Source organism: Serratia sp. BNK-23 (assembly GCF_047456145.1).
In the GTDB taxonomy this organism is placed as follows: domain Bacteria; phylum Pseudomonadota; class Gammaproteobacteria; order Enterobacterales; family Enterobacteriaceae; genus Serratia; species Serratia nematodiphila.
On the sequence record NZ_CP179900.1, the window covers coordinates 635,286 to 647,752 of the forward strand.

Here is a 12,467-nt window from a genome sequence, read left to right on the forward strand (position 1 = left end):
GACTACCTTGAAAATTATTCGATGAGCGCCGCGACCACGGCGGGGATCTGTTGCGGATTCACGATGCGTAACTGTTTATGCCGCCCCAGTTCGCCTTTCTCGATGGTGACGTTGCTTTTCGCCACTTTGAACTGCTTGGCGATAAACTTGATCAAATGGGCGTTGGCTTGGCCGTCGACCGGCGGGGCGGTGATGGCGACTTTCAGTTCGTCGCCATGCAAGCCGATAATTTGGTCGCGGCTGGCTTTCGGCTGAATATATAGCCTGATCGCCAGCCCGTCCAGCACCGGAGTGACTGCACTCACAGCAGGAACCAGATCTCACCGAACAGATCCATGCCCAGGTAGTTGATCAGATAGAGGATCAGGATCACCACCATGGCGGAAAAGTCGATGCCGCCCATCGCCGGGATGATGCGACGGATCGGCGCCATCAAGGGTTCGGTCAGTTGGTACATCACGTAGTCGATCGGGCTGCGGCCCTGGCTTACCCAGCTCATCAGCGCACGAATGATCATCACCCAGAAGATCAGGTAGCCGGCGGACTTCACCAGCGAGATCAGGCCGAACAGCAGGTTATACGGGCTGAGCGACATCGCGCCGCCCTGAATCAGCAGCAGCAGCGGGTACTTGATGGTCATCAGCAGGAACGCCAGCAGCAGCGAAGCGCTGTCGATGGGCCCCAGTGACGGGATGATGCGGCGCAGTGGGCTGACCACCGGCTGGGTGATCTTCACCACAAACTGTGAGAACGGGTTGTAAAAATCGGTGCGCGCCCACTGCATCCAAATGCGCAGCAACAGCACCATCACGTACAGATCAATAACGGTCTTGACCAGGAAAGTCAGCGTTAGCATGAAGTGGTCCTTCTCCTTAACTCGCGGTTATTTAAAATAATTTTTCCATCTCTTGGGCACGGGAAACGGCGGCCTGCATCGCTTGCGCCACGGTTTCCGGCAGTTGGCGTTCGTTGAACACCCGCAGCGCTTCGGCGGTGGTGCCGCCTTTGGAGGTCACCTGCTCGCGCAGCGTGCCCAGCGGCGTATCCGGGTTGGCTTCAACCAGCGCGGCGGCGCCGGAAGCGGCCTGTTGTACCAGATCGCGCGCGGTCTGGCTGTCGAAGCCCATGCGCTCGGCCTCTTTTTGCATCGCTTCCATAAACAGGAAGAAATAGGCCGGGGCGCTGCCCGCGGCGGCGATCACGCCGTTGATGCCATTTTCGTCATCGACCCAGCAAACTTTACCGACCGACGCCATTAAATCGCCGGTGTAATCGCGATCCCGCTGGCTGACCTGCGCCGGCGCGTACAGCCCGCTCATGCCTTTGCCGACCAGCGACGGAGTGTTGGGCATGATGCGCACGATGTCCAGCTTGTCGCCGAGCAGCTGATAGAAACGGCTGACCTGAATACCGGCTGCGATCGACAGCACCAGCTTGCCGCTGAAGTCGACCTGTTCGCGCAGCGGCTGACACACGTCGGCCATCATCTGCGGTTTGACCGCCAGCACCACCACTTCGGCTTCACGCGCGCAGGCGACGTTGTCGCCGCTGCTGACGATGCCGTAGTCTGCAGCCAGCGCATCACGGTTTTTCGGCGAAGGGGCGCAGACGCTGATGGATTTGGCTGGATAGCCGCCCGCCACCAGGCCGGCGATGATTGCACGCGCCATGTTGCCGGCGCCGATAAAGGTAATCTTGCGATGTTGCATCAAATCCCTCGTCTGTGTGTCAGGCCTGCGAGTAGTCGCGGGCGCCAAAAATTGCGGTGCCGATGCGCACCAGGGTGCTGCCGGCGGCGATCGCCGCCGCCATATCGTCCGTCATGCCCATCGACAGCGTATCGGTCTGCGGATAACGCTGACGCAGGGCGAGAAATGCGTCGTTCATCCGGCTGAATACCGCCAGCTGCCGCTGATAATCCTCTTCCGGCGCCGGAATAGCCATCAGGCCGCGCAGCGTCAGGTTCGGCAGCGCGGCGATCGCTTCGGCCAACGCCGGCAGCTCGGCCAACGCGATGCCGGATTTGCTTTGCTCGTCGCTGATGTTGATTTGAATCAGCACGTTGAGCGGCGGCATGTCGGCCGGGCGCTGATCGCTCAAGCGCTGGGCGATGCGCAGCCGATCCACGGTATGGCACCAGGCGAAGTGTTCCGCCACCAGCCGACTCTTATTGGATTGCAGCGGGCCGATAAAGTGCCACACCAACTCGCCGCTTTGCGGCGACTCGGCGAAATGCCGGATCTTGTCTACCCCTTCCTGCACGTAGTTCTCGCCGAAGGCGCGCTGGCCGGCGGCGATGGCTTCTTCGATCGCCGCCACAGGTTTGGTTTTGCTGACGGCAAGCAGGGCAACTTCTTCTGGCGCACGCGCGCAATTTCGCGCGGCGGCCGCAATGCGGTTTCTGACATCCTGCAGGTTCTGTTGGATAGTGCTCATTATTGACCCGGGAGAGTGATATGGATATCGATGAATTCGTGGCCCTTAGTGTAAAGCATAATGCTTCCGATCTGCACCTTTGTGCCGGTCATCCGCCGATGTTGCGCATCGACGGTGAACTGCAGCCGCTGGCGGCGGCGCCAACGCTGACGGCGCAAGGCGTGCAAGCGCTCTGCGACGGATTGCTGAATGCGCAGCAGCGCGAGAGCCTGCGGCGGCTGGGGCAGGTCGATCTGGCGCTGCACAGGCCGAGCGGGGAACGGCTGCGGGCCAACGTTTTTCAGCAAAGCGCGGGAATTTCTCTCGCGTTGCGGCGTATCGCCGGGCAGTCGCCTTCGCTTGCCGAGCTGGCGGCGCCGGCCATCGTCCCGGCGCTGCTGCGGCGCGCCGACGGATTGATCCTGGTCACCGGCGCCACCGGCAGCGGCAAGTCCACCACGCTGGCGGCGATGATCGACGAGATCAACCGGCACCAGCCGCGGCACGTTTTGACGCTGGAGGATCCGATCGAATTCCTGCACCGCAGCCGGCGATCGCTGATCCAGCAGCGGGAGATCGGCCGCGACAGCCACAGCTTCGATGCGGCGTTGCGCGCCGCGCTGCGCGAAGATCCGGATGTGATCCTGCTGGGCGAGCTGCGCGATACCGCCACCATCCGGCTGGCGCTCACTGCGGCGGAGACCGGCCACCTGGTGCTGGCGACGCTGCATACCCGCAGCGCGCCGCAGGCGGTGGAACGGCTGGTGGATGTGTTTCCGGCGGAAGAGAAACCCTATGTGCGCGCCCAGCTGGCGGGCAGCCTGCAAGCGGTGATCGCGCAAAAGCTGATGAGGCGCCCCGGCGGCGGACGCGTGGCGATCTTTGAAGTGCTGACGGCGACGGCGGCGGTCAGCAACCTGATCCGCGAAGGGAAAACCCATCAGTTGGCGAGCGTGTTGCAAACCGGCGCGCAGTCCGGCATGCAAACCTTTGAGCAGGGTTTGCAGCAGCGGATCGACGCCGGCGTGTTGGGGGAGTGCGCGGGGGAGGGAACGAGGGGTTAACCCAGCTGCCGTTCGAACCAGCTTTCGAGGATAACCACCGCGGAGGCGGAATCCACGCTGCCTTTATCAAGGGCGCGGAAGCCGCCGCGATCGAACAGGTTGGCGCGCGCCTCCACGGTGCTCAGGCGCTCGTCATGCAGATCGATCTGGATGCCGAAGCGACCGTGCAGGCGGTTGGCGAACTTGCGCGCCTGGGCGGTAACGGGCTGTTCGGTGCCGTCCATGTTCAGCGGCAGGCCGACCACCACCAAATCCGGCTGCCACTCCTTCAGCAGTTTTTCGATTTTCAGCCAGTCCGGCGAACCGTCCTGCGCTTTGAAAGCCGGCAGGGCGCGGGCGCTGCCGGTCAACTCCTGGCCAACGGCCGCGCCGATGCTTTTGGTGCCAAAGTCGAAGGCGATAATGGTGCGGTTACTCATCAGGCGTGTCCTGCGTGGTTGGCGATGCTGCGAATGTCGATACCCAAAAGGTTCCCCGCCTCGCGCCAGCGGCTGGCGATCGGCGTGCGGAACAAAATGTCGGTGTTGGCTTCGATGGTCAGCCAGGCGTTTTCCAATACTTCCTGCTCCAACTGGCCCTTTTCCCAACCCGCATAACCCAGCGCCACCAGCACGTCGTCCGGTTGCTCCGGCGTGCCGAGCGTTTCCAGCACGTCTTTCGAGGTGGTGATCATGGTGTTGGGGGAAATTTGAATGCTGGCGCCAAAGCCGTGGCGCGGCGTATGCAGGATAAATCCGCGATCGTCCGCCAGGGGGCCGCCGGCGAACACCGGCTTGTCCAGGCTGATGGCCGGATCGCGCGCAGGCGGCATGATCTTCAGCTTGCTCAGCACCGTGGCTACCGTGAACTGCTCCACCGGTTTATTGATCACCAAACCCATGGCGCCTTCTTCATTGTGCTCGCAAATGTAAATCACCGAGCGTTTGAAGCGAGGATCCTGCAGCGTTGGCATGGCGATCAGAAAATGGTGCTGTAAATTCATGGCGTTAGTATAAGGTAATCAATGGGTGAGAAAATAAACAGCCGCCAGTATGCGGCTATACCCGCCGCCTTTCAAGGCGCGCGCAAAGGCGAGCTTTGGCGGGCGCGATGCAGAACAGCGGGCGGCATGCCGCCCGCATTGCGCATTACTTCGCCGCCAGGCGCTTTTCAATCGCGTCCATCAGCATGCCGGTAATCGAAATCGGGAATGCCGCCTCGATCTCGCGCGCGCAGGTCGGGCTGGTGACGTTGATTTCAGTCAGGCGATCGCCGATCACGTCCAGGCCGACGAAGATCAGCCCTTTCTCTTTCAGCGTCGGGGCGACGGTGCGGGCGATTTTCCAGTCGCTCTCGCTCAGCGGGCGCGCTTCGCCGCGGCCGCCGGCCGCCAGGTTGCCGCGGGTCTCGCCCTGCGCAGGAATGCGCGCCAGGCAGTAAGGCACCGGCTCGCCGTCCACCACCAGGATGCGCTTGTCGCCGTCCTTGATCGCCGGCAGGAAGTTCTGCGCCATGCAGAAACGGCTGCCGTGTTCGGTCAGGGTTTCGATGATCACCGACAGGTTAGGATCGTCCTGCTTCACGCGGAAGATCGACGCGCCGCCCATACCGTCCAGCGGCTTCAGGATGATGTCGCCGTGCTGCTGGTGGAATTTGCGGATGTGCGCGGCGCTGCGGCTGACCAGCGTATCCGGCGTCAGCTCCGGGAACCAGGCGGTGAACAGCTTCTCGTTGCAGTCGCGCAGGCTTTGCGGCTTGTTGACCACCAGCGTGCCTTTAACTTCGGCGCGTTCCAGAATGTAGGTCGCGTAGATGTATTCGGTATCGAACGGCGGATCTTTGCGCATCAGGATCACGTCCAGCTCGTGCAGCGCCAGATCCTGCTCGGCGCCGAAGCTGAACCAGCTCTCCTTGTCTTCCTTCACGCTCAGCAGGCGGGTGTGTGCGCGCCCGTCGCCGGCATGCAGATAGAGATCGTTCATCTCCATGTAGTGCAATTCGTAACCGCGGCGCTGCGCTTCGAGCAGCATGGCGAAGCTGGTGTCTTTCTTGATGTTGATGGAATCGATAGGGTCCATCACGATGCCGAGCTTAATCATCTTTTCTCCTTTAACCCAGGTCGCCGAAGCGAACCTGCAGAGCGGTAATGGCGGTGAGCGCTGTGGTTTCGGTACGCAGAACGCGTGGTCCCAGCAGAATATCAGTAAATCCGTGGTCGGTGGTCATGGCGATTTCGTCGGCGGACAAACCGCCTTCCGGGCCTATCAGCAGGCGAACGCGATCCACCGGCTGCGGCAGCGTGTTGATGCTGTGGCTGGCGCGCGGGTGCAGGTTGAGTTTCAGGCTGCCGTCCTGCTCGGCGCACCAGGCCTCCAGCGACATCGCCTCGCGGATTTCGGGAATGCGGTTGCGGCCGCACTGTTCGCAGGCGGCGATGGCGATCTTTTGCCATTGCTGGATTTTCTTCGCCAGACGCTCGCCGTCCAACTTCACGCCGCAGCGCTCGGAAAACAGCGGGGTGATGACGTTGACGCCCAGCTCGATGGATTTCTGGATGGTGAACTCCATCTTCTCGCCGCGCGAGATCACCTGGCCCAGATGCAGGTTGAGCGGCGATTCGATGTCATCCACGCGGCCGTCGCCAAGGCGCACCAGCACGCTCTTTTTGTCCACCCGGATTATTTCGGCGTCGAACACCTGGTTGCTGCCATCGAACAACTGCAGCGCCTGGCCGGCGCTCATGCGCAGCACGCGCCCGACGTGGTTGGCGGCGTCCTCGCTGAGGGCGATCTCCGCCCGGTCGGTCAACGGCTGCGGATGGTAAATGCGGGGTATGCGCATGGGTAGTCTGATCCTGACGAAACGGCGCCGCAGGTTGGCGGCACCATGAAAGATAAAGGCTATAGTAGGTTAGCTTTTCCGCTGCTGACAAGCCTGTTGAATATAGGGGTTGTGGTTGCCCTGCACCTTGGCGATACGTGCTTCGCGCTGACATTCCCATTGGCTCACCGGATATTGCCGGTTCCACACCTCGAACAGCTGGGTTTGCTGGCGTGACAGCCGCAGCTGGTAGCGATCGCGCATGTAGAAGTAGGTTCGGGCAATGGCGCCGCGGGCGCGGGCGGGCGGCTCCGCCTGTTTATTCTTGAAGTCCACCTTCATTGGGCATTGCCCGTACTGGCCTGCGCCGCCGTTCCATTGGTTGTACATGAAGTTGTTGCGGTCGCCGTTCACTTCGCCGATCGCCGGCTGCAGGTTGTGCAGATCGGTTTCTATCTGGCGATAGGTGGCGTCTTTGTTGCAGTTTTTGCGCCCGCCGTCTTGCCAGCACTGCAGCTGGTGGCCGAACTGCCAGGCCGGCACCACGTGTTCCCACTCGATACGTTGCGCGCGTTGGGCGTTTTTACGCACCTGATAGCCGCAGCCGGCGAGATCGGGAATGCCCTTCTTGCCTTGCCACTCGATGCGGCAGCCACAGTAAAAACTGCCCGGCGCATCCTGGTTAATCTTGGCCGCCGCCGTCTTGGCCTGAGAGAAGTTATTGATGCCGTGCGCCTGTGCGGCGCCTGCGGCGAAAACCGCCATAAACAAAATTCTGCGAAGCATATTCCAAAACAGCTCAAAATTGGAAAAGCAGGCAGGGTAACGGAACTTGTCGGCAGTGGCAAATGGCGATATTTACTTGTTTTAACGTATAAATCGTTTAACTAAAGGTTCTCGCTAGCAAGAAATTTCAGTTTTTCGCCGCACCGGCGGCAGCGGTATTCGCTTTCGCCGCGCAGCACGCGGTTATGGCGGCGAATGGTGAGCTGGTGCTGCCCGCAGCCGCAGCGGTAGGGGAAGGTTTTGCTTTGCACCGAGGCGGTTTCGAAACGATGAGTGCGGCTGGCGGGCGTCAGCAGCACGCTTTCCATCATCCAGCGCCATTCGCGGCCGTGCGGCGCTACCCGGCCGAATTGGCGAAACACCAGCAGGTGCGCCAGTTCGTGCGGCACCACTTCATCGATAAACGGCTGTTGGTTTTCCAGCAGCAGCACCGGGTTCAGACGGATTTCCCAGCTTTGCAGCCAGGCGGTGCCCGCGCTGGTGCCGCGTTGCTGATAGACGATGCTGGGTTCGGGGAATTCGACGGCAAAATGCTGGCGGGCCAACTGCAGCTTTTCTCGCAGGCAGCGCATCACCGCTTGTTGCAGCGCGATGGGGATTCTCGGTTTGTTCATTGCGGCTAGCTTAAGCAATGGCGCGGCGGCTGACAATATGCCCCGGTGCAAATCGCATCCGGCGCTTTTTCACCACATTGATAAGACGATCGCTGCCGATGGATTGTAATCAATGTGTTAACTGCGGGATAATAAAGCGTGCATGATGAGCCTGTACCCGCAGTTCTCACCGAGCAAGGTTGAAACGCCGCCTGTGGTAATTCCTTACGCAAAGAGCGGTTATTTTGCGATTTGGCGCAATAACTGACTGATTAAAAATACGTAAGGTGGAGGCAGTTTTTTGACAAGGCGCCGTGTCGCGCGCCGCAAGTGTGAATTTAACGCAGCTGATGTTGCAAGTGAGAGATCAATGTCGAATAAACCGTTCCACTATCAAGATCCGTTCCCGCTGAAGAAAGACGATACCGAATATTACCTGCTGAGCCGCGACCATGTTTCCGTGAGCGAATTTGAAGGCCAGGAAATTCTGAAAGTTGCCCCTGAAGCGTTAACCCTGCTTGCCCAGCATGCGTTCCACGACGCCTCGTTCATGCTGCGCCCGGCGCACCAACAGCAGGTGGCCGATATCCTCAAAGATCCGGACGCCAGCGAAAACGACAAGTACGTTGCGCTGCAATTTCTGCGTAACTCAGAAATCGCCGCCAAGGGTATTTTACCGACCTGCCAGGACACCGGCACGGCGATCATCGTCGGCAAAAAGGGCCAGCGCGTCTGGACCGGCGGCGGCGATGAAGAGGCGCTGTCGCGCGGGGTTTATAACACCTACATCGAAGAGAACCTGCGCTATTCGCAGAACGCCGCGCTGGATATGTACAAAGAGGTCAATACCGGCAGCAACCTGCCGGCGCAGATCGATCTCTACAGCGTGGACGGCGAAGAGTACAAATTCCTGTGCATCGCCAAGGGCGGCGGCTCCGCCAACAAAACCTATCTGTATCAGGAAACCAAGGCGCTGCTGTCGCCGGGCAAGCTGAAAAACTACCTGGTCGACAAGATGCGTACTCTGGGCACCGCGGCTTGCCCGCCGTACCATGTGGCGTTCGTCATCGGCGGCACCTCGGCGGAAGCGACGCTGAAAACCGTCAAACTGGCCTCGACCAAGTATTACGATGGCCTGCCGACGGAAGGTAACGAGCATGGCCAGGCATTCCGCGATCTGGAACTCGAAGCGGAACTGCTGCAAGAAGCGCAAAACCTGGGGCTGGGCGCACAGTTCGGCGGCAAATACTTCGCACATGATATCCGCGTCGTGCGCCTGCCGCGCCACGGCGCCTCCTGCCCGGTTGGCATGGGCGTCTCCTGCTCGGCGGACCGCAACATCAAAGGCAAGATCAACCGCGACGGCATCTGGCTGGAAAAACTGGAGCACAATCCGGGTAAATTCATTCCTCAGGAGCTGCGCCAGGCCGGGGAGGGCGAGGCGATCAAGGTCGATCTCAACCGCCCGATGGCCGAGATCCTCAAACAGCTGTCGCAGTATCCGGTTTCCACCCGCCTGTCGCTGAGCGGCACCATCATCGTTGGCCGCGATATCGCGCACGCCAAGCTGAAAGAGCGCCTGGATCGCGGTGAAGGCCTGCCGCAGTACGTCAAGGATCACCCGATCTACTACGCCGGCCCGGCTAAAACGCCGGAAGGCTATGCGTCCGGTTCCTTGGGGCCGACCACCGCCGGGCGTATGGATTCCTACGTCGACCTGCTGCAATCCCACGGCGGCAGCATGATCATGCTGGCGAAAGGCAACCGCAGCCAGCAGGTGACGGATGCCTGCCACAAGCACGGCGGCTTCTACCTCGGCAGCATCGGCGGCCCGGCGGCGGTGCTGGCGCAGCAGAGCATCAAGAGCCTGGAGTGCGTGGAGTACCCTGAGCTGGGCATGGAAGCGATCTGGAAAATCGAAGTGGAAGATTTCCCGGCGTTTATCCTGGTGGATGACAAAGGCAATGACTTCTTCCAGAAGATCCAGGCCGGTCAGTGTTCCAGCTGCCTGAAATAATCGCCTCTCCCCCTCCACCGCCCGCGGGCGGTGGAGGGGGTTGTGTAAAGTCCTGTAGCTTGCTGGACGCCGAGTTTTAACCTGTATACCCTACGTGGATAGCACTAAAATTCGACTAATGGAATATCGGCAACAGAAGGTTTCAGCAAGCACATGGGAACGCAGGAAAATCATATCAGGGAACTGCTGGTCTGGATTGAAGATAACCTGACCAATCCGCTGTCGTTGGATATCGTTTCCGCCAAGTCAGGCTATACGAAATGGTACCTGCAGCGCATGTTCAAGAAGCAGACCGGATTATCGTTAGCTTCCTACATTCGCGCTCGCCGCCTCTACATCGCCGCCTTCGCCTTGCGTTTCACGCAGAAGAGCATCCTCGATATTTCGGTCGAGTATCAATTCGATAACCAGCAGACGTTCTCGCGCTGTTTCAAGAAACACTTCGCCGAATCGCCCAGCGTGTATCGTCATGCCCGCAAACAGGACTTCAGCAATCTGGTGCGTTCGCTGGCGGCCAGCCAGCCTGGCGATATTCAGGTCGAACGCGTCAGCATCGCCAGAGGGCAATACGCCTTTCACGGCAAACAGTACGCTTATCACCTGGATATCGAAAAGTTGGATAAGTCGCATCTGCCGCAGCGCAGCGCGCTGCGGGCGCAGTTCTACACTTTGTTGGGCGAGCGTCCGGCGCAAACCTATTCGTTTACCCAACTGGTGCCGGACGGCGAGCGGGTCAGGGTCGACTATACCCTGGGCGTGACGGCGGACTACCCGCTGCGTGAAGGCGTGGCGCTGGAGCCGCTGCCGGAGATCCACGGCGAGTTTTGCCGTTTTCGCTATTCCGGCAAGCCGGTGGCGCTCAATGATCACATCATTCAAATCTACACGCAGGTGCTGCCCGAAATGGGGCTGGCCCGCGGTGACGGGCCGGACATGACGGTGTTCAGCTATTCGCTGAGCGGGAAAGAGGAGTTGCACCTGGAGCTGCAGCATCTGGTGCCGGTGGTGCCGCTGCACTGATCCCGTCGGCGGCCGGCAGCCGGTTTTTTTGCTGCACGATCGCCGCCATCACCGCCAGGGCGATTTCCGCCGGGGTTTTGCTGCCGAGCGGCAGGCCGATCGGCGCATGAATGCGTTCCAACTCCTGCGGCGTGAATTCGGCAATCTGCTGCAACCGCTGGCGCCGGCGCGCGCTGTTTCTGAGCGAGCCCATGGCGCCGATATAAAACGCCGGGGTGTGGATCGCTTCCATCAGCGTCAGATCGTCCATACGCGGATCGTGGGTCAGCGCCACGACGGCGGTATTGGCGTGGCAGCCCCCCTCTTCGATGAACTTGGCCGGAAACTGGCGCAGCAGCGTCACGCCGGGCTTCAGCTCGGCGGCGAAGTTGTCCAGCGCCTCCGGGCGGTTCTCGCACACCAGCACCTCAAACCCCAGCGCCACGGCGAAATCGGCGCAGTACAGCGCCACGCTGGACAGCCCGGCGATCAGCAGGCGCGGCGCGGCCGCGATGTGCAGGGTGATCTGCTCGAGCCGGCGTTCGACCTGAGTGGCGCTGGTGAAGTGGCTTTGCTCGAGGCTGTGGCAGGCGTTGGGCAGCGTCAGGCGTTTGAGCAACGCATGATGCCCTTCCAGCGCGCCGGCGATGCGCTGCAGGTAAGCGACGCTGGCTTCTCCCGCCGGCAGATACTCGATCAGCACGTCCAGCACGCCGCCGCACGGCAGCGCCACGTTGGGCGTCATGCCGCCTTCGCCGTAACGAATCACCTGGCTGGCCGCCTGATACTCCCCGGCGGCCACGCGCCGCAGAAAGTCCTCCTCCACGCACCCGCCCGACAATGAGCCGCTGTAGCGGCCGTCGCGGGTCGCCGCCATCAACGCGCCCGGCGAGCGCGGCGAAGAGCCATAGGTGCTGAGCACGGTGCATAACCAAACCGGCTGTTGTTGCAGCCAGCTTATCGCCTGGCTGACCACGGTGACATCAAGATGTTGCATAGGTGAATTTACTCGCTGGCCGGGAGTTGCGATGGAAGATCAATATCCCGCACGACGCCGGGGTGCTCAAGCGGCAGCAGGTGGACTGCCGCGCCTTGCAGCAGTTCACGCGCGCCATTATCGCCGCGCAGTTGGCAAAGTGGTTTGCGCAATCGGGCGGAAAAGCCGACCGGGTGACCGGGCTGTTGCGCATAACAGGGGCGCACGATCGGGTGCTGCCGTAAGGCATCCGCCACCTGTCGGAAAACGTCGGCGCCGACGAATGGCATATCGGCCAGGTGGATCAGCCAGCCCTGCCAGTGCGGCGTGGCCGCAACGCCTGCTGCGATCGAGTCGCCGAGGCCCGCGCTGGCGAGCAGGGTGACCGGCACCTGGTTGGCGGCGCAGGCTGCCAGTACCGGCAGATTATCCGGCCGGGTCACCACCTGTACCGGCAGGCCGGAGGCCAGCGCCTGGCATAGGGTGTGCTCGAACAGCGAACGCCGCTCGCCCGCCGCATCGGCAAACCCGGCGTTCAATTTGTTGCCCTGGCCGCCGGCCTGAATAAAGCGCTCTCCGCGTCCGGCGGCGGTAATGACAATGCCCGTGGTCATGGTTGAAGTCCGCGTTTGCGCAAATTATTTATTAGCCTACAAACTACCTGTGTTTTGTAAATGTTTTTTTGTTGAAAACAGCCTGTTAATCATCACATAATTTTAGTTATAAGCATATGCTTATGACGTCTACGGCAAGGTCGTCAGCGTTTGCGCAACAACACCGCGAACAAAAACCAATTACAAGAAAGACGTGAAGGACTT

At 60.8% G+C, this 12,467-nt stretch carries 15 protein-coding genes; 3 read left to right on the forward strand and 12 right to left on the reverse strand.

The window, feature by feature from the left end:
- Window positions 1-14: 14 nt before the first annotated feature.
- Genes yggU through ACMGF9_RS03045 form a run of 4 tightly spaced genes read right to left on the reverse strand, consistent with a single transcriptional unit; the run spans window position 15 to window position 2,436 of the window.
- Complete coding sequence (gene yggU / locus ACMGF9_RS03030; protein WP_004948014.1) at window positions 15-305, reverse strand: DUF167 family protein YggU; 291 nt, start codon at window positions 303-305, stop codon at window positions 15-17.
- Window positions 302-856, reverse strand: coding sequence for a YggT family protein (locus tag ACMGF9_RS03035; RefSeq protein WP_049189057.1), 555 nt, complete (start codon window positions 854-856; stop codon window positions 302-304). Before ACMGF9_RS03035 ends, yggU begins: the two co-directional genes overlap by 4 nt.
- A gap of 31 nt (window positions 857-887) precedes the next feature.
- Entirely contained in the window at window positions 888-1,709 is an 822-nt protein-coding gene (gene proC / locus ACMGF9_RS03040) for a pyrroline-5-carboxylate reductase (RefSeq protein ID WP_004937440.1), read from the reverse strand.
- A gap of 19 nt (window positions 1,710-1,728) precedes the next feature.
- The gene (locus tag ACMGF9_RS03045; protein ID WP_414160534.1) at window positions 1,729-2,436 is read right to left on the reverse strand and encodes a YggS family pyridoxal phosphate-dependent enzyme; all 708 of its coding nucleotides are present in this window, start codon (window positions 2,434-2,436) and stop codon (window positions 1,729-1,731) included.
- Window positions 2,437-2,456: 20 nt separating this feature from the next.
- Between ACMGF9_RS03045 and ACMGF9_RS03050 the strand changes: the two genes are divergently transcribed.
- Window positions 2,457-3,479, forward strand: a complete 1,023-nt coding sequence (locus ACMGF9_RS03050; protein WP_015379047.1) for a type IV pilus twitching motility protein PilT — start codon at window positions 2,457-2,459, stop codon at window positions 3,477-3,479.
- Here ACMGF9_RS03050 and ruvX read toward each other — a convergent pair.
- The 6 genes from ruvX to ACMGF9_RS03080 all read right to left on the reverse strand — a co-directional run bounded on the left by ruvX (window position 3,476) and on the right by ACMGF9_RS03080 (window position 7,678).
- Window positions 3,476-3,898, reverse strand: coding sequence for a Holliday junction resolvase RuvX (ruvX, locus tag ACMGF9_RS03055; RefSeq protein ID WP_015379046.1), 423 nt, complete (start codon window positions 3,896-3,898; stop codon window positions 3,476-3,478). The two genes, ACMGF9_RS03050 and ruvX, sit on opposite strands and share 4 nt — an antisense overlap.
- Window positions 3,898-4,461: a YqgE/AlgH family protein gene (locus tag ACMGF9_RS03060; RefSeq protein WP_004937452.1), complete on the reverse strand. Its 564-nt coding sequence runs from the start codon at window positions 4,459-4,461 to the stop codon at window positions 3,898-3,900. The genes ruvX and ACMGF9_RS03060 overlap by 1 nt, the downstream gene beginning before the upstream one ends.
- Before the next feature lie 145 nt (window positions 4,462-4,606).
- Window positions 4,607-5,557, reverse strand: a complete 951-nt coding sequence (gene gshB, locus ACMGF9_RS03065; RefSeq protein WP_021504752.1) for a glutathione synthase — start codon at window positions 5,555-5,557, stop codon at window positions 4,607-4,609.
- Between the two features lie 10 nt (window positions 5,558-5,567).
- On the reverse strand, window positions 5,568-6,299 hold the full coding sequence (rsmE, locus tag ACMGF9_RS03070) for a 16S rRNA (uracil(1498)-N(3))-methyltransferase (protein ID WP_015379044.1): 732 nt from the start codon (window positions 6,297-6,299) through the stop codon (window positions 5,568-5,570).
- A gap of 69 nt (window positions 6,300-6,368) precedes the next feature.
- On the reverse strand, window positions 6,369-7,064 hold the full coding sequence (endA, locus tag ACMGF9_RS03075; protein ID WP_118891696.1) for a deoxyribonuclease I: 696 nt from the start codon (window positions 7,062-7,064) through the stop codon (window positions 6,369-6,371).
- A gap of 101 nt (window positions 7,065-7,165) precedes the next feature.
- Window positions 7,166-7,678, reverse strand: coding sequence for a SprT family zinc-dependent metalloprotease (locus ACMGF9_RS03080; protein ID WP_004937462.1), 513 nt, complete (start codon window positions 7,676-7,678; stop codon window positions 7,166-7,168).
- Between the two features lie 349 nt (window positions 7,679-8,027).
- Between ACMGF9_RS03080 and fumA the strand changes: the two genes are divergently transcribed.
- Both fumA and ACMGF9_RS03090 read left to right on the forward strand, forming a co-directional pair.
- Window positions 8,028-9,674, forward strand: coding sequence for a class I fumarate hydratase FumA (gene fumA, locus ACMGF9_RS03085; RefSeq protein WP_004937467.1), 1,647 nt, complete (start codon window positions 8,028-8,030; stop codon window positions 9,672-9,674).
- A gap of 153 nt (window positions 9,675-9,827) precedes the next feature.
- Complete coding sequence (locus ACMGF9_RS03090; RefSeq protein ID WP_004937469.1) at window positions 9,828-10,694, forward strand: helix-turn-helix domain-containing protein; 867 nt, start codon at window positions 9,828-9,830, stop codon at window positions 10,692-10,694.
- Here ACMGF9_RS03090 and ACMGF9_RS03095 read toward each other — a convergent pair.
- A complete protein-coding gene (locus ACMGF9_RS03095; protein WP_076740985.1) occupies window positions 10,618-11,670 on the reverse strand; it encodes an XdhC family protein in 1,053 nt (350 codons plus the stop codon). The two genes, ACMGF9_RS03090 and ACMGF9_RS03095, sit on opposite strands and share 77 nt — an antisense overlap.
- 8 nt (window positions 11,671-11,678) lie before the next feature.
- A complete protein-coding gene (locus ACMGF9_RS03100; RefSeq protein WP_004937476.1) occupies window positions 11,679-12,263 on the reverse strand; it encodes an NTP transferase domain-containing protein in 585 nt (194 codons plus the stop codon).
- Window positions 12,264-12,467 lie beyond the last annotated feature (204 nt).

What these genes read in the sequence shown, in the direction of transcription:
- ACMGF9_RS03090 (WP_004937469.1), top strand. Translation starts at nt 9,828, where the DNA reads ATGGGAACGCAGGAAAATCATATCAGGGAACTGCTGGTCTGGATTGAA.
- ACMGF9_RS03095 (WP_076740985.1), bottom strand. Translation starts at nt 11,670, where the DNA reads ATGCAACATCTTGATGTCACCGTGGTCAGCCAGGCGATAAGCTGGCTG.
- fumA (WP_004937467.1), top strand. Translation starts at nt 8,028, where the DNA reads ATGTCGAATAAACCGTTCCACTATCAAGATCCGTTCCCGCTGAAGAAA.
- ACMGF9_RS03080 (WP_004937462.1), bottom strand. Translation starts at nt 7,678, where the DNA reads ATGAACAAACCGAGAATCCCCATCGCGCTGCAACAAGCGGTGATGCGC.
- ACMGF9_RS03060 (WP_004937452.1), bottom strand. Translation starts at nt 4,461, where the DNA reads ATGAATTTACAGCACCATTTTCTGATCGCCATGCCAACGCTGCAGGAT.
- proC (WP_004937440.1), bottom strand. Translation starts at nt 1,709, where the DNA reads ATGCAACATCGCAAGATTACCTTTATCGGCGCCGGCAACATGGCGCGT.
- ACMGF9_RS03035 (WP_049189057.1), bottom strand. Translation starts at nt 856, where the DNA reads ATGCTAACGCTGACTTTCCTGGTCAAGACCGTTATTGATCTGTACGTG.
- ACMGF9_RS03100 (WP_004937476.1), bottom strand. Translation starts at nt 12,263, where the DNA reads ATGACCACGGGCATTGTCATTACCGCCGCCGGACGCGGAGAGCGCTTT.
- rsmE (WP_015379044.1), bottom strand. Translation starts at nt 6,299, where the DNA reads ATGCGCATACCCCGCATTTACCATCCGCAGCCGTTGACCGACCGGGCG.
- endA (WP_118891696.1), bottom strand. Translation starts at nt 7,064, where the DNA reads ATGCTTCGCAGAATTTTGTTTATGGCGGTTTTCGCCGCAGGCGCCGCA.
- ACMGF9_RS03050 (WP_015379047.1), top strand. Translation starts at nt 2,457, where the DNA reads ATGGATATCGATGAATTCGTGGCCCTTAGTGTAAAGCATAATGCTTCC.
- gshB (WP_021504752.1), bottom strand. Translation starts at nt 5,557, where the DNA reads ATGATTAAGCTCGGCATCGTGATGGACCCTATCGATTCCATCAACATC.
- ruvX (WP_015379046.1), bottom strand. Translation starts at nt 3,898, where the DNA reads ATGAGTAACCGCACCATTATCGCCTTCGACTTTGGCACCAAAAGCATC.
- ACMGF9_RS03045 (WP_414160534.1), bottom strand. Translation starts at nt 2,436, where the DNA reads ATGAGCACTATCCAACAGAACCTGCAGGATGTCAGAAACCGCATTGCG.